Genomic DNA, 16,104 nt, shown 5'->3' with positions numbered 1-16,104 from the left:
CGTGGTACCCCTCTTACGTTCGCTCAGCTGACGAGCGCATCCGGCTTTCCCTTGCTCCGCGGCCGCTCCTCGACCATCTTGCCCCAGACGATCATCCGGTAGGTACTGGTGAATTCCGGAGTGCAGGTCGTGAGCGTGAGGTAGCGGCCGGGGCCGGTGAACCCGGAGCCCTTCGGCACCGGGGCGATCACCCCGATGTTCCGCGGCGAGGTCTGCGGGAGGATGCTCTCCATCGTGTACGTGTAGTACGTGCTGCGCGTCTCGACGACGATCTTGTCGCCCTTGGTGAGCCTGTTGATGTAACGGAACGGCTCGCCGTGGGTGTTGCGGTGCCCGGCCACGGCGAAGTTGCCCTGCTTGTCCCAGGGCATCGCCGTCTTCACGCTGTTCTTGTCGTAGTGGCCCACCATGCCGCGGTCCAGCACCGCGGGCTTGCTGATGCCCTCCGCGATCGGGACCTTCACGTCCAGCTTGGGGATATACATGATCGCGAAGCCCTGGCCCGGCGAGAAGGCGTCCGGCTTACGGTCCTCGCCGCCCTCGTCCCACTCGTGCTCCAGGTTGCTGGCGGTGCCGCCCGCCTGCTGCTGCGCCCGGACGTTCGTCCACCACAGCTGGTAGGTGACGAAGAGCAGCATCAGGACGCCGAGGGTGATGAACACCTCGCCCACGGCGCGGCTCGCGATGACGCCGGGGCTCTCCTTGCGCGCCCGCTCGGCCCGCCGGGCCTCCAGCCGCGACATGGGCGCGGAAGCCGCCTCAGCGCCCGAGGAGGAGGCGACGGCGGCATCCGACGGGGAACCGCGCCGTTTACGCCTGTTGCCGCGTTTGGCGGCCTCCTGGGCGGCTTTACGGCGGGCGGCGCGGCCGCCGGTCGCGGGCGGGGTGACGGGCGACGCGTCGGTTTCACGTGAAACAACGTCCGGCCCACCACGGCCGGTATCTTCCTCGGCCTGCCGGAGCGCCATGGTCTCGGCGTCGGGTATCGGGTCGTACCCACCGGGCTGCCCGGGCTGATCCTCACCCGGACCGGCCTGTTCTACGTACGGGCCGGCCTGCTCGATGTACGCGTCAGCCTGCTCGACGTGCGGGTCGCCCTGCTCAACGTAGGGGTTGGCCTGCTCGACGTGCGGGCCGACCCGATCGACGTACGGACGGGCCAGGTCCTCGTACGGACCGGGCTGCACCGCGGCCTCGGGTTGGGGCGAGGGCGGTGACTGCGGCTGTGACTGTGGCTGCGGCTGCGGCTGCGGCTCGGGAATCGTCGCCTGGGTCTGCGTCGCCGCCTGACGCGGGCGGAACCACGGCGAACCGCTGCTCGCGGAAGCGGAACGCGACGGGGAGGACGACGGGGAGTGCGACGGGGAGAGCGGCGGGGAAAGCGACGGGGAGGGCGTGGCGTTCGGCCCGGCCTCCGGACGGCTGGGGGCAGAACCGGGGCCGGGGCCCTGCACGTTACGGTCGGCGTCCGGCCGCGGCCGCGCCGCCGGCGGGGGACCCGGCAGCGGGTCCATCAGCGGATCGGCCAGCTGTCCCACGGCCGCCTCGAACGCCTCCCGGCCGTACGTACCGTCGGCATCGCGCGACGATCCGTAGGACCTCCCCTCCCGTTCGGGGCGGAGGTCAGTCACGCGCCGACCTTGCCGACCACCGGGGCGAGCCCCGCCGAACGCTCCACCGCACCGGGATCGCCGCACTCCGCCAGCCAGTTGGCGAGCATCCGGTGGCCCCACTCGGTCAGCACCGACTCGGGGTGGAACTGGACGCCTTCCACCGGCAGTTCCCGGTGCCGCAGGCCCATCGCCACGCCCGTCTCGGCGTCGTCGCCGGTCCAGGCGGTGACCACCAACTCGTCGGGGACGGTGCCGGGCCGCACGGCCAGGGAGTGGTAGCGGGTGGCGGTGAAGGGCGTGGGCAGGCCCTTGAAGACGCCCACACCCTCGTGGGAGACCAGGGACGTCTTGCCGTGCAGCAGTTCGGGGGCCCGGTCCACGACACCGCCGTACGCGACCGCCATCGACTGGAGTCCGAGGCAGACGCCGAAGACCGGCACGCCCGTGTCGGCGCAGTGCCGGACCATGTCGACGCAGATACCGGCCTGCTCGGGGGCGCCGGGCCCGGGCGAGAGCAGCACGCCATCGAAATTGTCCTGGACGTGCCGCAGCTCGACCTCGTCGTTGCGCAGCACCTCGCACTCGGCGCCGAGTTGGTAGAGGTACTGGACGAGGTTGAAGACGAAGCTGTCGTAGTTGTCGACGACGAGGATCCGTGCGGTCATCGGACGGCGCCCATCCCTCGGTCGACCGTGACGTCGTTGAAGGGGAGCAGCGGCTCCGCCCACGGGAAGACGTACTGGAAGAGCACGTAGACGATCGCCAGCACGAGCACGAGTGACACCAGCGCCTTCACCCATGCGTTGCCCGGCAGATGCCGCCAGATCCAGCCGTACATGCTGTCGCTGTCCCTACTCGCCGATGACGATGACCGTGCCGATCGATGCCGATCGCCCCACCAGACTAAAGGGCGAGGGCTCGGACCGGGGGCTCAGCCGGTCAAAGCCGACGGCCTGCCACGCTCCACGGGTTGGGTGGAGTCCAGGTGCGCCCAGGCGATCAGCCGGTGGCTGTGACCCCACTCCGGTTCGCAGGTCGTCAGCGTGAGATAGCGGCCCGGCCCGCTGTATCCCGATTTGCGCGGTACGGGGTCGATGACGCCGGTGTCGGTGGGCAGCGTCCGGTACGGGCGCCGGTCGATCCGGTACGTGAACCATGTCGTGCCGTCCGTCAGGACCACCGCGTCCCCCGGCCGCAGCCGCGGGAAGTCCTTGAAGGGGTCGCCGTAGGTTCGGCGGTGCCCGGCGACCGCGAAGTTGCCCGTCCCACCGAGCCGCGCGGTGCGCTCGTAGTGCCCGAGGCCCCTCTTGAGGACATCCACCGCGGTGCCCTCCAGCACCGGCTTGCTCCAGTCGGCACCGAAGCGGGGGATGTACATCACGGCGAAGGACGAGCCGTACTCGTACGGCGGCTGCTTCCCGGGCCCGCTCGGCCGCCCGGCGGTGCCCCCGGACGTTCCGGTGGCGACCGGGCCGGTGGACCACTGGTCCTGGAGCTTGCCGAGTTCGCCGTCCATCGCGCTGTCGGCCCGTACGCCCGTCCAGAACAGGACGTAGACCACGAAGAGCACGATCAGCGTGCCGGCGGTGACGCACACCTCGCTGACCGTCCGGACGACCAGCCGCGCCACCCCGCCGGGCCGTCCCCGCGCCCCCGGCCGTCCCCGCGCCCCGGACCGCGCCGCCGCACCGGACCGTACCGTCATCCCGGACCGCCCCCTCCCCGGCCGCCGGCGCCGGTGCGGGCGGCCGGCGGGTCACGGCTTCACAGGCTGTGCGTAGTGGAGATCCACTGTGCCGGAGTAGCCGGGCAGAGTCACCGCCTCCTGCTGCTCGACTTTCCAGCCGAGGCCGTAGGCGTTCACGTACTGGAGGTAGTTCTGGATGGCCGGGGAGGCGGTCAGCGCCCGGTTCAGCCGGTCGCGGTCGCCCACGGCGGTGACCTTGTAGGGCGGCGAGTAGACGCGGCCCTGGAGGATCAGCGTATTGCCGACACAGCGCACCGCGCTCGTGGAGATCAGCCGCTGGTCCATGACCCGGATGCCCTTCGCCCCGCCCTGCCACAGGGCGTTGACCACGGCTTGCAGGTCCTGCTGGTGGATGACCAGGTCGTTGGGCTGCGGCTCGGGCACGCCGGGGATCTTGGCGGTGGCGTTCGGCGGGGCGTCGGTGAGGGTGACGGTCAGCCCCTGACCGGCGACCGGCTTGGTGCCCGCGTTCTTCTCCAGCGCCGCCAGCTTGGCGTCCTCGGCCTTGGTGCTGCCGCTGTCCTGGTGCGCGAGGGTGTCGACCTCGTCGCGCAGCGCGGCGTTGCGCTCGTCGTGGGCGCCGTTCTTGTGGCTGCGTTCCTGGATGAGGTCGGACAGGCGCAGCATCGAGTCGTCCGAGCGCAGGTCCGTGCCGCGCGCGGTGTCGAAGCTCAGCCAGAAGATCAGCCCGGCCAGTGCGAAGACGGCCAGCGTCAGCAGACGCACCGGTCGCAGACGGCGGCGCGACGGGCGGCCGGGGGAGTCAGCGGAAGTGCTCAACGTACCCTTGCTCCTTACGACGCCGCGGAAGCACTACGCTAACGGACGCCCGGGGAGGGAAACCGCTCCCCGTCACCTCCCGCCCCGCCCGTAAGCAGCATCATCCGCCCCCAGTGCGGTCACGCAGAGCATCGACAGGAGAGTTCCTCGTGCCGAAGTCACGGATCCGCAAGAAGGACGACTTCACGCCCCCGCCGGCGAAGCAGACGACCAATCTGCGCATGAGTTCGGGCCGGGGCTGGGTGGCTCCGGTGATGCTGGCGCTGTTCCTGATCGGTCTGGTGTGGATCGTGCTCTTCTACGTGACCGGGGGCGATCTGCCCGTCAAGGCGATGGGCAACTGGAACATCGTGTGCGGCTTCGGCTTCATCGCGCTGGGCTTCGGCGTATCCACGCAGTGGAAGTAGCGCGCACGACCACCGTCGTCGGGCCCGGCCGGTAACGCGGGCCCGGCCGGTAGCGCGGTCCCGACGAGGTCGCCGGGCCGCCGTCCGGCCCGGTGCGCCGACCGCCGCGCGCTGTCCGTACCTCGCCTCGGCGCAAGCCCTGCCCAAGGCCATCCACACAGTTATCCACAGCCGGGGAAAACTTCAGAAGATCTGTGGATAACTTCCCGGCCGTTGACGCCGGTGTGACTGGCGGCCCGTCCCCCTTGCCACCGTCCCACCCTTCCCTTCCTGGGAAAACAGGCTTCGCCACGGTGGGTGAGCGGCCTTTTCCACCCGGTGCACAAGATTGGCCGGACGCTGTGGACAACCCGCCGTACCCACGGCTGTTCACAGGCCGGAACCGGACGGCGGCACCCCGTGTCCACGACGCCGGCTCGGCCGTCGGACCGAGCGGTCAGCCCATGAGCTGGCCGGTCCGCACCCACACCACCGCGACGATCACCAGGAACGCCACCGCGCACGTCGCGCCCTGTACGAGCGTCCGCCGCGCACGCGGGGCGTGCACCATCCCGTACGTCACCGCGGCGCCCACGACCAGCCCTCCGACGTGCGCCTGCCAGGCGATGTTGGGCCAGGCGAAGGTGAAGACCAGGTTGAGCGCGAGCAGGATCAGCACCGGCCGCATGTCGTAGTTCAGGCGGCGCATCAGTATGACCGTCGCGCCCAGCAGCCCGAAGATCGCGCCGGAAGCCCCCAGCGACGGCTGGTTCTGCGCGGCGAGCAGATACGACAACGCGCTGCCGCCGAGGCCGGAGAGCAGGTAGAGCGCCAGGAAGCGGACCCGGCCGAGGGCCGCCTCCAGCGGCGGGCCCAGCCACCACAGGGACAGCATGTTGAAGGCGATGTGCATCGGGGCCTGGTGGAGGAACACCGCGGTCAGCAGGCGGTACCACTCGCCCTCGGCGACGCCGATGAACCGCAGGTCCTCCCGGGTGAAGGCGCCGCCGATCATCTCCAGGTCCTGCACCAGGCCGCCGCCCACCGCCAGCACCGCGATGAACACCGCGACGTTGATGCCGAGCAGGATCTTGGTGACCAGCCGGGTGTCCGCGGTCAGCGTGCCGCCGGCCAGCGTCCGGGGGGCGGTGGCCTGCGCCGTACGGCCCGTGCCGCTGCCGCCGCGTACGCACTCCGGGCACTGGAACCCGACCGACGCGCTGACCATGCACTCGGGGCAGATGGGCCGCTCACAACGCGTACACGTGATGCCCGTCGTGCGGTCCGGGTGGCGGTAGCAGCCGGACGGCGCGGCATCGCCCGGCCGCGCGTCCCGCGGCTCCTGCGGGCTGCCTGGCACCTGGTCCATGGTCCCCTCGGTCCCTCGTCGCGATCCATGCGGACGTCCCCGCACGAACGAAGTGCGCGCCCCACCCGATCTACGACCGGGCAGGGCGCAATGGTTCCCGTACACCCGCGGCCCGCGCGCACCTGAGTCCGCCCGGGGCCGGGCGCCGGGCGTCAGCGGCTCTCGACGACGACCGACTCGATCACGACGTCGTTGACCGGACGGTCCGTACGCGGGTTGGTCTGGGTCGCCGCGATGGCGTCCACGACCTTCTTGCTCGCGTCGTTGGTGACCTCGCCGAAGATGGTGTGCTTGCCGGTCAGCCAGGTGGTCGGGGAGACCGTGATGAAGAACTGCGAGCCGTTGGTTCCCGGGCCGGCGTTGGCCATGGCCAGCAGGTACGGCTTGTTGAAGGCCAGGTCGGGGTGGAACTCGTCCGCGAACTCGTACCCGGGGCCGCCGGTGCCGTTGCCCAGCGGGTCGCCACCCTGGATCATGAAGCCGCTGATCACCCGGTGGAAGACCGTGCCGTCGTACAGCTTCTCCATGGACTTCTTGCCGGTCTCCGGATGGGTCCACTCCCGCTCACCCTTGGCGAGCTCGACGAAGTTCTTGACCGTCTTCGGCGCGTGGTTCGGCAGAAGCCGAATCTCGATGTCGCCCTGATTCGTCTTCAGGGTGGCGTAGAGCTGCTCAGCCACGATCTACCTTCCATAAGTCTGCACTGACGGTTCCCGATCCTCGCACGGACGCCCGCCCGGCACCCGTACACCGGCCCACGTTCCCGCTCGTTCCCACTTCCTTTCCGGTCACCAGTACCCGCCGAACCGGCGCACGGACCGGCAAAGCGTGGCATTGTCATCCCAAGGCTCCTGAAGGTCCCCAATGACCCGGATGCCCGCTCGCACATGCCGTGTGGCGCGTGTGCAGGCATGATCTTGAATTGGGTGGACAGGCGACACAGCAGACATTGGGGAACAACCCCCGAGCCCCCGGACACGCCACCGAGGAGGAGGATCCCGTGACCCGCAAGGACAGCGTGCGCGCGGCGACCAGTTCGGCCAAGGACAGCGTGCGGCACGCGGCGGAGGTGGTGGCTCCGTATGCCGGTACGGCCAAGGACACCGCCGCGCACTACGCGCACGAGGCCCGTACGCGACTGGCACCCAAGGTGGCCGAGGCCGCTCACCAGGCACGCAGCCAGTACGACACCCATGTGCAGCCCCGCCTGGAACACGCCCGCGGCGCCCTGCCGCCGAAGGTCGACAAGGCCGCGAGCAAGGCCGCCGTACGCACCCGCAAGGCCGCGCGCCAGGCCGCCGACTACACGGCGCCGCGCGTGGAGCACGCCGTGCAGAGCGCACGGGCCGCCGCCGAGCCGGTCCGCGACCAGGCCGTGGCCCGCGGCACCGCCGCCCTCGCCGCCCTGCGCGGCCAGGTGTCGGCCAAGGAGATCGAAAAGATCGTCAAGAAGCACAACCGCCGTCGGCGCGCCGGCAAGGCCGCCAAGCGCCTCGCCGTCGTCGGCCTCCTCGCGGGCGGCGCCTTCGCCGCCTGGAAGTGGTGGGACAAGCAGGCCAACCCGGACTGGCTGGTCGAGCCCCCGGCCGCCACGGAGGTCAACGAGCGCACCCCCCTGACCGCGGTCGACGCGGCCGTCCTGGACCCGGAGGTCCAGGCCAAGCAGGCCGAAGCCGAAGCCGACGACCGCGGCAACACCCCCTGACCGCGCCCGGCACCACCCCGTCCGTCACCGTCCGCAGGTCCGGGCCGTGCCAGGGTTCCGTCGGAAGGGCCTGTGGCACGGCCCTTCCGACAGGTCGCGACCGTCGCCGTAACCTCCACCGTTCGGCCTCCCGTCCGAGCGGAACCTGAGCACCTGGGACTATTTGGGCAGTCGACGAGGACGCGGCGTCGAACGGCTTGCCCCTACCTTTCGGCCAGGTTTAGGCCCCACAAGGTCGAATCTCGCCGTACTCCTGTTTCACGACTCCTATGCCCCGCCCGTATCAGCGTCCGCGACCCGCCCGACCCCGTACCGGCGGCCCGGCCCTGCGTGCGGCCGGTGGCCGGATCCGTCATGGCTGCCGCGAACGGCCGGCGCACCCGCCGATCACCACGGCACGGGCCACGACCACCGCCCGGCGACAGCGCGCCGACTGCCCACGCGCAACAGAAAACCCCCTTCAACCTGCGGTTCCGCGGGATGAAGGGGGTTGGACGTGGAGCCTAGGGGAGTCGAACCCCTGACATCTGCCATGCAAAGACAGCGCTCTACCAACTGAGCTAAGGCCCCGTCGCGAACCAGGGTACCCGGTGCCCGCGAGGTTTCCCGACCGGGTATCGCCGCGCGCAGGTGCTCTCCGTAGGATGCTCCGCGAGATTCGCGGCAGCGAAGCGCGATCGGGGAGACAGGGGAGACGCCATGGACGCAGCACAGCAAGAAGCCACCGCGCGTGCTCGGGAGCTGCAGCGGAGCTGGTACGGGGAGCCTCTTGGGGCGCTGTTCCGTCGTCTCATCGACGATCTCGGTCTCAACCAGGCGCGGCTCGCGGCCGTGCTGGGTCTGTCCGCGCCCATGCTGTCCCAGCTGATGAGCGGGCAGCGGGCGAAGATCGGGAACCCGGCCGTCGTCCAGCGCGTCCAGGCGCTCCAGGAACTGGCCGGACAGGTCGCGGACGGCAGCGTCAGCGCCGCCGAGGCCACCGAGCGGATGGAGGAGATCAAGAAGACCGCGGGCGGTTCGGTGCTGAACAACACCGCGCAGACCGCCGCCTCCACCGGGGCGACGACCGTACGGCGCGTGGTCCGCGAGATCCAGTCGCTGCTGCGCTCGGTTTCGGCCGCCGGCGACATCATCGACGCCGCGAACACCCTCGCCCCCACCCACCCCGAACTGGCAGAGTTCCTCCGGGTCTACGGGGCGGGACGCACCGCCGACGCGGTCTCCCACTACGAGGCGCACCAGAGTTAGACGGCGGGCGGCCGGGGCGGCGCACGCGGCGTACTCCGGAAGCCGGGCAGTTCGGTGGTTCGATACGCGGACGGGACGCAATGGGTGAGGTCTTCGCCGGTCGGTACGAGCTGATCGACCCGATCGGGCGGGGCGGCGTGGGCGCCGTCTGGCGCGCCTGGGACCAGCGCCGCCGCCGCTACGTGGCGGCCAAGGTGCTGCAGCAGAGCGACGCGCACACGCTGCTGCGCTTCGTGCGCGAACAGGCCGTACGGATCGACCACCCGCACGTGCTCGCCCCCGCGAGCTGGGCCGCGGACGACGACAAGGTCCTGTTCACCATGGACCTCGTGCACGGCGGCTCGCTGGCCCACCTGGTAGGCGACTACGGGCCGCTGCCGCCGAACCTGGTGTGCGTCCTGCTCGACCAGCTGCTGTCCGGCCTGACCGCGGTCCACGCGGAAGGGGTCGTGCACCGTGACATCAAACCCGCGAACATCCTGCTGGAGGCCACCGGAACCGGCCGCCCCCACGTACGGCTGTCGGACTTCGGCATCTCGATGCGCAAGGGCGAGCCGCGGCTGACCGACGCCAACTACGTGGTGGGCACGCCCGGTTACTTCGCCCCGGAACAGATGCTGGGTGCCGAACCCGACTTCCCCGGCGACCTCTTCGCGGTCGGCCTGGTCGCGGTGCACCTGCTGACCGGCTCCAAGCCGGACACCCAGGGGCTCGTCGAGCACTTCGCGCAGTACGGGACGCCGGACGCGCCCGAGGGCATCGCGGAGCCGCTCTGGCAGGTGCTGGCCAACCTGCTGCAACCGGACCCGGACCTGCGCTTCAAGACGGCCGCCGGGGCGCGCAAGGCACTGCTCGCGGCCGCCGAGCTGCTTCCGGAAGCGACGATCGAGGACGAGATCATCGAGGTCTTCGACCACATCGGACCGCTGCCGGCGGGGTTCGGGCCGGATGGGCCGTTGCGGCCGAAGGGGGAGCGGCCGAAAGGGGAGCGGCCGAAAGGGCATCCGTCGGAAGGGGATCGGCCGGAAGGGGAGGGAGCGGGGAGCGACCCGCGTGCGGGGATGGCCGGTTCGCGGGCTGCGGCGGAGCCGGGTGCGGGAGCTGGTACGAGTGTGAGTACGGGTACCGGTACGGGCGTGGGCACGGGTACGGGCGCACCGGAAGCAGCGCCTCCGTTTCCGGAAGCCCCGGCGCGCGGTGGCAACGTATCGCCGCCCCCGCCCTCCGTACCGCCGTTCCCCTCCACGCCACCACCGTCGGCAACGGACACGTCCGACAACGGTGACTTCCCGCTCGCGCCGCCGTCCACGGGTTTGCCCGCCCCGCAACGCCCCGTCCCGCAACCCCACACCGGTCAGGCGCCGGTTTCGCAGCACCCGGTACCGCAGCACCGGCCCCCACTACAGGCGCCCCCGCAGCACCCGACCCCACAACAGCCCACGTCCCAGCCCACCCGCCCCTACACCCCCGACCGGCCGCATCCTCTGCCGTCCGCCGGCCGCGCTCCGGGCCGACGGCACCGGGCCCTTCCGCAGCGCCGGCCCGGGCCGCCACCCAAGGTTGCCGTACCGGTAATCGTCGTAGCGCTGCTGTGCATTGCGGTCGGCGTCTGGGCGTTGGCCGTCAGCTGAGCCGGCCAACGCCCCGCATCCTGCCCGTCAGGTGCGCCCGCCCCTCCAGCGCGCCACCACCGTCCACACCCCCAGCGCCAGCAGCAGCACCGTACCCGTGCTGATCCCGCCGTAGCCCACCAGCCGCAACGTCCCTTGCTGCGTCGCCTGTTGCACCGACATGCCGTCGTCGGCCGCCACCCGTTCCTGAGGCGTTACGGAGAATTCGGTGGCCTTCTCCCGGTAGTCGGGGCCGGGTTGCGGGCGGCCCATGGGGTCGACCCGCAGAGTGATCGGCGCTCCGTCCTTGAAGTACTTCGCGGCATCCGGGTGCAGCGATACGGCCAGGTAGTAAGAGCCCGCGAAACGCATCGCGCTGACAGGGGCGGCCGCGTTGTAGCGGTTCCCGTAGGCCACCGGGGCCGTGAAGAGCTTCACGGCGGCCGGCTTCCCGTCGTACGGGACGAAGCGGGTGCCGCTGACCGGGCCGCGTGCCGGGTTGTAGACCCCCAGCCCCAGCGCGCTCGCCACGAGCCGCGAACCGGCCACCACACCCGCCCCGGAACCCGATCCCGGTCCCGATTCCGAACCCGGCCCCGGCCTCCCACCGCCCTCCACCAGCTTCCCCGCCCCCAACTCCGCACTCACGTTGAGCTGCTGTCCCCAGTCCACCGGCACCCGGTAGAACCGGGTCTCCCCCGGCCTGATGCGGTCCTGCCACACGCCCTTGCCGATCGGTGCGGCGTCGTTGAAGCCGGTGCCGCCCTCGGTGTCCTTCTTCGTGCCTCCGTCGAGCGGCACGGGGGTCGTTGTGGACCAGGTGCCGGGGCCGGGCTGGGCGGGCGGGGTGCCGGTGAGGCCGGGCTCGCGCTGGTGGCGGAGTTCGACGGGCCAGCGCCCCGCGCCCTCGGCGGATGCCGTGCCGACGCGCTTGACGACGAAGTAGTAGGTGCCCGCCCGTTGGCAGTTGGTGCGCGGGCCGTCGATGCGGCGGGTGGCGTAGTCGGCGATCGGGTACGCCATGCCGCGGCCGTGGAAGGCCGTACTGCCGCCCGCGGAGCAGGTGTTGCCGTCGGCGTCCCGGATGCTGACCTTCAGGCTGTCGGTGTGGTCCGCGACCTCACTGCCGGGCCGGGGAGCGGCCACCGCCGAGAGGTAGGCGCTGGACTTCGCGTCCAGGTGCACGGCGTAAAACTTCTCGTCGCCGCGGGCGAGGGAGTCGGTGTACGTCCCGGGGGCGAGCCGTGGGGCGCCGGACGGGCTCTCGGCACCCCGTACGGGCCGGGCGCCGGGCGCTGTCCTGTAGGCGGGCGGATCGCCCCGTAAACCCTCTGCCGACGCCGCCACCGCGGCACCCGTCAGCCCGGGTATGGATATCACCGCGGGCAAGAACGCCAGCACCGGCACCAGTACGGGCATCACTACGGGCATCAGGACCGGTGTCGCCCTTCCGGCGCGCCCGTCCCTGATCGTGCGCCCCCTCACCACGAGCCACCCCTCACCACATTTGCTTTTGCAAGCTACTTATGTGCTATGGCAAACCCGTCGGCACGGCCGCGCCCCGCGTGACGTACGGCGCTCCCCGCCCCGCACGCCCCCGCCGCGCGCCGTCCCGCCCCCGGACGCACGAGACCCCGGTCACCGTCGCGCGGTGGCCGGGGTACGTACGTTGGATGACGAACTGCTGCGTCGTCTCACACACCCGAACCTGCGGGCACGGAGTCGGTCGCCTCCGTCCACAGATCCTGCTCGGCGCGATCCGCCTGGATCTGGCGGTACACGAGGAGCCCGCCGATGGCGGCCAGTGCGACCAGGAGAAGCTTCTTCACCGCGCGACCTCGTCTTTCGTTGACGTAGGGGACCTCTGGGGGCCGATGATACACACCGGTCGATACCGTTCGGTGACCTAGGGCCGGACCGATGCGCGGCGGCCCGCCGGCCGCGCCCGGGAGGCGCCGCGCCACCGCCGACCGGAACGAAACGTTCCGGAGCGCTCCGAGCCGCATCCACGCCCGAACGCGAAAGAGGTCCCACCGTCTCCGGTGGGACCTCTTCGCGCTGGTGGGGCTAACAGGACTTGAACCTGTGGCCTCTTCCTTATCAGGGAAGCGCTCTAACCGTCTGAGCTATAGCCCCGCGCTGCACCGAAAGATTAGCGCACTTCAGAGGCGTTCCCAAAATCGTGTCCCCCGGGCCCGGGGAACGCCCCCGGACGGGGCCGCAGCGCGGCCCCCTCCGGGACGGCCTCGGCCGTCACTCGTCCTCGGCGAGGGTCAGCTCCACACCGCCCACGAACCCGGCCGAGATGTTGTAGATGAAGGCCCCGAGCGTGGCCAGCGCCGTGGCGAGCACGACGTCGATCACCGCGATGACCGCCGTGAACAGCAGCACCCGCGGCAGCGACAGGAACGTCTGGAGGTCGAAGCCGCCGCCGTCACCCGAACCCGTCGCCTCGCTGATCGTGCCGCCGACGGTGGTGAACACCCCCATCGCGTCCATCACCATCCACAGCACCGCGACCGCCACGATCGTGCAGATGCCGAGCGCGATGGACAGCAGGAAGCTGACCTTCATCACCGACCACGGGTCGGCCCTGGCGACCCGCAGCCGAGCCTTGCGCGTACGCGGGGTCGTACGCGCGCCCGTACGCGGCACACGCACCCCCTGCTGCGCCCCCGCGCCCTGCCCCGCACCCGAGCGGTACGCCTGGGGCGGCTGATACGGCTGCCCGCCGCCCTGGGCCCCGGAGGCCTGCCCCTGTGCGGGCGGCTGCGGCTGGGATCCGGAGTGCGGCTTCTGTGGATACGGCTGACGCGTGTCGGTCACGGTTCCCCCCTGGTAGGAGTCCTCGGACGAGGTGCCGCCGGACGTGGCGGAGCCACGGGCGCTGTCCTTCGTCACGGTCGCGGGTCCCGGCCGGGAATTCTTCCGTTTCCCCGACCCACCCGCCGCAGCGCCCGTGGCTCCACTCACGACCTACTCCTCGCGTTACTCCGCCGAAGGCTCGCCGCCTTCGGCCACCGCGGACTCGGTACCCGCCGCCTCGTCGGCCGACTCGGGCTCGGCGCCCCCGTCGACCTCTTCGGCCTCGCGACCGGCCTCGGCGTTACGGGCGATACCGACCACGGCATCGCGCTTGCCCAGGTTGATCAGTTGGACGCCCATGGTGTCACGGCCGGTCTCCCGGACCTCGCTGACCCGCGTACGGATCACACCACCGCCGAGCGTGATGGCCAGGATCTCGTCCGTCGCCTCGACCACCAGGGCGCCGACCAGCTCACCCCGGTCCTCCACGATCTTGGCGGCCTTGATGCCGAGACCACCGCGGCCCTGGACGCGGTACTCGTCCACCGAGGTGCGCTTGGCGTAGCCGCCGTCGGTGGCGGTGAAGACGAACGTACCGGCCCGCACCACATTCATCGAGAGCAGTTCATCGCCCTCGCGGAAACTCATGCCCTTGACACCCGAGGTGGCGCGTCCCATCGGACGCAGGGCTTCATCCGTGGCGGTGAACCGGATCGACTGCGCCTTCTTGCTGATGAGCAGCAGGTCGTCCTCGGCGGAGACCAGCTCGGCGCCGATCAGCTCGTCGTCCGCGCCCTCCTCCGTCTCACGGAGGTTGATCGCGATGACACCGCCGGAGCGCGGCGAGTCGTAGTCCTTGAGCGGCGTCTTCTTCACCAGACCGCCCTTGGTGGCGAGCACCAGGTAGGGCATGGCCTCGTAGTCGCGGATCGCCAGGATCTGCGCGATCTGCTCGTCCGGCTGGAAGGCCAGCAGGTTGGCGACGTGCTGGCCGCGCGCGTCCCGGCCGGCGTCCGGCAGCTCGTACGCCTTGGCCCGGTAGACCCGGCCCTTGTTGGTGAAGAACAGCAGCCAGTGGTGGGTGGTCGAGACGAAGAAGTGGTCGACGATGTCGTCTTCCTTCAGCTTCGTGCCCCGTACGCCCTTGCCGCCGCGCTTCTGCGACCGGTAATCGTCGGTCTTCGTCCGCTTCACATAGCCGCCACGGGTGATCGTGACGACGATGTCCTCCTCGGCGATCAGGTCCTCGACGGACATGTCGCCCTCGAAGGGCACCAGCTTCGAGCGCCGGTCGTCGCCGAACTTCTCGACGATCGCCGCCAGCTCCTCGCTGATGATCTGCCGCTGCTTCTCCGGCGAGGCGAGGATCGCGTTGTACTCGTTGATCTTCGCCTGCAGCTCGTCGTGCTCGGCGGTGATCTTCTGGCGCTCCAGGGCGGCCAGCCGGCGCAGCTGCATCTCCAGGATCGCGTTGGCCTGGATCTCGTCGATGCTCAGCAGGCCCATCAGGCCCTCGCGCGCCACCTCGACCGTCTCGCTGCGCCGGATCAGCGCGATGACCTCGTCGATCGCGTCCAGCGCCTTGAGCAGACCACGCAGGATGTGGGCCCGCTCCTCGGCCTTGCGCAGCCGGAACTTGGTCCGCCGGACGATGACCTCGACCTGGTGGTTGACCCAGTTGCGGATGAACGCGTCCAGCGACAGGGTGCGCGGCACGCCGTCCACCAGCGCGAGCATGTTCGCGCCGAAGTTCGTCTGGAGGTCGGTGTGCTTGTACAGGTTGTTCAGCACGACCTTGGCGACGGCGTCCCGCTTGAGGACGATCACTAGCCGCTGGCCCGTACGCGAGGAGGTCTCGTCCCGTACGTCGGCGACGCCACCGATCTTGCCGTCCTTGACCAGGTCGGCGATCTTCTGCGCGAGGTTGTCCGGGTTGACCTGGTACGGCAGCTCCGTGACCACCAGGCACTGGCGGTTCTGGATCTCCTCGACCTCGACCACGGCGCGCATCGTGATCGAGCCGCGGCCGGTGCGGTACGCGTCCTCGATGCCCTTGCGGCCCACCACCAGCGCGCCGGTCGGGAAGTCCGGGCCCTTGATGCGCTCGATGAGCGCGTCCAACAGCTCCTCGTTGGACGCCTCGGGGTTCTCCAGCGCCCACTGGGCACCGGCGGCGACCTCGCGCAGGTTGTGCGGCGGGATGTTGGTCGCCATGCCGACCGCGATGCCGGCGCTGCCGTTGATCAGCAGGTTCGGGAAGCGCGACGGCAGGACCGTCGGCTCCTGGTTGCGGCCGTCGTAGTTGTCCTGGAAATCGACGGTCTCCTCGTCGATGTCCCGCAGCATCTCCATGGAGAGCTGCTTCATCTTGCACTCGGTGTACCGCATGGCCGCGGCCGGGTCGTTGCCCGGCGAGCCGAAGTTGCCGTTGGAGTCCACCAGCGGCATGCGCATCGACCACGGCTGGGCCAGGCGCACCAGCGCGTCGTAGATGGAGGAGTCACCGTGCGGGTGGTACGTACCCATGACATCGCCGACGACGCGGGCGCACTTGTAGAAGCCCTTCTCGGGGCGGTACCCGCCGTCGTACATCGCGTACAGGACGCGGCGGTGCACCGGCTTGAGGCCGTCCCGTACGTCCGGCAGCGCGCGCGAGACGATGACGGACATCGCGTAGTCGAGGTAGGAGCGCTGCATCTCCGTTTCGAGCCCGACGGGCTCGACGCGCATGCCCACGCCTTCGATGGCGGGGGCCGCGCCCTCGGCGGTCACGCCGTCCGGGGTCACAGGGGGGTTCTCGTCGGCCATTGCTGTTCAAAGTCCTTTCGAGCTGCGGCTGCT

General features: G+C 70.6%; 15 protein-coding genes and 2 tRNA genes. 4 read left to right on the top strand and 13 right to left on the bottom strand.

Annotated elements, in window-relative coordinates:
- Window positions 1-23: 23 nt before the first annotated feature.
- The 5 genes from CP973_RS01240 to CP973_RS01225 form a co-directional block, all read right to left on the bottom strand.
- On the bottom strand, window positions 24-1,514 hold the full coding sequence (locus CP973_RS01240; protein WP_244409683.1) for a class E sortase: 1,491 nt from the start codon (window positions 1,512-1,514) through the stop codon (window positions 24-26).
- A 113-nt stretch (window positions 1,515-1,627) separates the two neighbouring features.
- The gene (locus tag CP973_RS01235; protein WP_150236790.1) at window positions 1,628-2,278 is read right to left on the bottom strand and encodes an aminodeoxychorismate/anthranilate synthase component II; all 651 of its coding nucleotides are present in this window, start codon (window positions 2,276-2,278) and stop codon (window positions 1,628-1,630) included.
- Window positions 2,275-2,451: a hypothetical protein gene (locus tag CP973_RS39805; protein WP_030678019.1), complete on the bottom strand. Its 177-nt coding sequence runs from the start codon at window positions 2,449-2,451 to the stop codon at window positions 2,275-2,277. Before CP973_RS39805 ends, CP973_RS01235 begins: the two co-directional genes overlap by 4 nt.
- A gap of 93 nt (window positions 2,452-2,544) precedes the next feature.
- A complete protein-coding gene (locus CP973_RS01230; RefSeq protein WP_150242958.1) occupies window positions 2,545-3,243 on the bottom strand; it encodes a class E sortase in 699 nt (232 codons plus the stop codon).
- Between the two features lie 126 nt (window positions 3,244-3,369).
- Window positions 3,370-4,140 carry a DUF881 domain-containing protein gene (locus CP973_RS01225; protein ID WP_150236788.1) on the bottom strand — a complete coding sequence of 257 codons (771 nt, stop codon included), beginning with the start codon at window positions 4,138-4,140 and terminating at the stop codon, window positions 3,370-3,372.
- A gap of 149 nt (window positions 4,141-4,289) precedes the next feature.
- Here CP973_RS01225 and crgA point away from each other — a divergent pair, with 149 nt between their 5' ends.
- Complete coding sequence (gene crgA / locus CP973_RS01220) at window positions 4,290-4,547, top strand: cell division protein CrgA (RefSeq protein ID WP_003978850.1); 258 nt, start codon at window positions 4,290-4,292, stop codon at window positions 4,545-4,547.
- Between the two features lie 436 nt (window positions 4,548-4,983).
- Here crgA and CP973_RS01215 read toward each other — a convergent pair whose 3' ends face one another.
- Window positions 4,984-5,895, bottom strand: coding sequence for a rhomboid family intramembrane serine protease (locus tag CP973_RS01215; RefSeq protein WP_150236786.1), 912 nt, complete (start codon window positions 5,893-5,895; stop codon window positions 4,984-4,986).
- Window positions 5,896-6,047: 152 nt separating this feature from the next.
- Complete coding sequence (locus tag CP973_RS01210) at window positions 6,048-6,575, bottom strand: peptidylprolyl isomerase (protein WP_150236784.1); 528 nt, start codon at window positions 6,573-6,575, stop codon at window positions 6,048-6,050.
- 320 nt (window positions 6,576-6,895) lie between these two features.
- Between CP973_RS01210 and CP973_RS01205 the strand changes: the two genes are divergently transcribed.
- Window positions 6,896-7,600, top strand: coding sequence for a DUF5324 family protein (locus CP973_RS01205; protein WP_150236782.1), 705 nt, complete (start codon window positions 6,896-6,898; stop codon window positions 7,598-7,600).
- 497 nt (window positions 7,601-8,097) lie between these two features.
- Here the strand turns inward: CP973_RS01205 and CP973_RS01200 are convergent.
- A tRNA-Ala gene (locus tag CP973_RS01200) sits at window positions 8,098-8,170 on the bottom strand.
- 129 nt (window positions 8,171-8,299) lie between these two features.
- Here CP973_RS01200 and CP973_RS01195 point away from each other — a divergent pair.
- Together CP973_RS01195 and CP973_RS01190 are read left to right on the top strand one after the other, a co-directional pair.
- Window positions 8,300-8,848 carry a helix-turn-helix domain-containing protein gene (locus CP973_RS01195; protein WP_150236780.1) on the top strand — a complete coding sequence of 183 codons (549 nt, stop codon included), beginning with the start codon at window positions 8,300-8,302 and terminating at the stop codon, window positions 8,846-8,848.
- Window positions 8,849-8,928: 80 nt separating this feature from the next.
- The gene (locus CP973_RS01190) at window positions 8,929-10,479 is read left to right on the top strand and encodes a protein kinase domain-containing protein (RefSeq protein WP_150236778.1); all 1,551 of its coding nucleotides are present in this window, start codon (window positions 8,929-8,931) and stop codon (window positions 10,477-10,479) included.
- A gap of 27 nt (window positions 10,480-10,506) precedes the next feature.
- Here the strand turns inward: CP973_RS01190 and CP973_RS01185 are convergent, their stop codons facing one another.
- The 5 genes from CP973_RS01185 to gyrA all read right to left on the bottom strand — a co-directional run bounded on the left by CP973_RS01185 (window position 10,507) and on the right by gyrA (window position 16,071).
- A complete protein-coding gene (locus tag CP973_RS01185; RefSeq protein WP_244409225.1) occupies window positions 10,507-11,889 on the bottom strand; it encodes a hypothetical protein in 1,383 nt (460 codons plus the stop codon).
- Window positions 11,890-12,152: 263 nt separating this feature from the next.
- Window positions 12,153-12,287 (bottom strand): DLW-39 family protein, encoded by a 135-nt coding sequence (locus tag CP973_RS40345; RefSeq protein WP_003958712.1) that lies wholly within the window; start codon window positions 12,285-12,287, stop codon window positions 12,153-12,155.
- 230 nt (window positions 12,288-12,517) lie between these two features.
- Window positions 12,518-12,594 (bottom strand) — tRNA-Ile (locus tag CP973_RS01175).
- Between the two features lie 117 nt (window positions 12,595-12,711).
- On the bottom strand, window positions 12,712-13,431 hold the full coding sequence (locus tag CP973_RS01170; RefSeq protein ID WP_150236776.1) for a DUF3566 domain-containing protein: 720 nt from the start codon (window positions 13,429-13,431) through the stop codon (window positions 12,712-12,714).
- A gap of 15 nt (window positions 13,432-13,446) precedes the next feature.
- Entirely contained in the window at window positions 13,447-16,071 is a 2,625-nt protein-coding gene (gyrA, locus tag CP973_RS01165) for a DNA gyrase subunit A (RefSeq protein ID WP_150236774.1), read from the bottom strand.
- Window positions 16,072-16,104 lie beyond the last annotated feature (33 nt).

Source organism: Streptomyces albofaciens JCM 4342 (assembly GCF_008634025.1).
In the GTDB taxonomy this organism is placed as follows: domain Bacteria; phylum Actinomycetota; class Actinomycetes; order Streptomycetales; family Streptomycetaceae; genus Streptomyces; species Streptomyces albofaciens.
The sequence above is the reverse complement of the archived record's forward strand: the minus strand, read 5'-3'. Positions and strand labels throughout refer to the sequence as shown.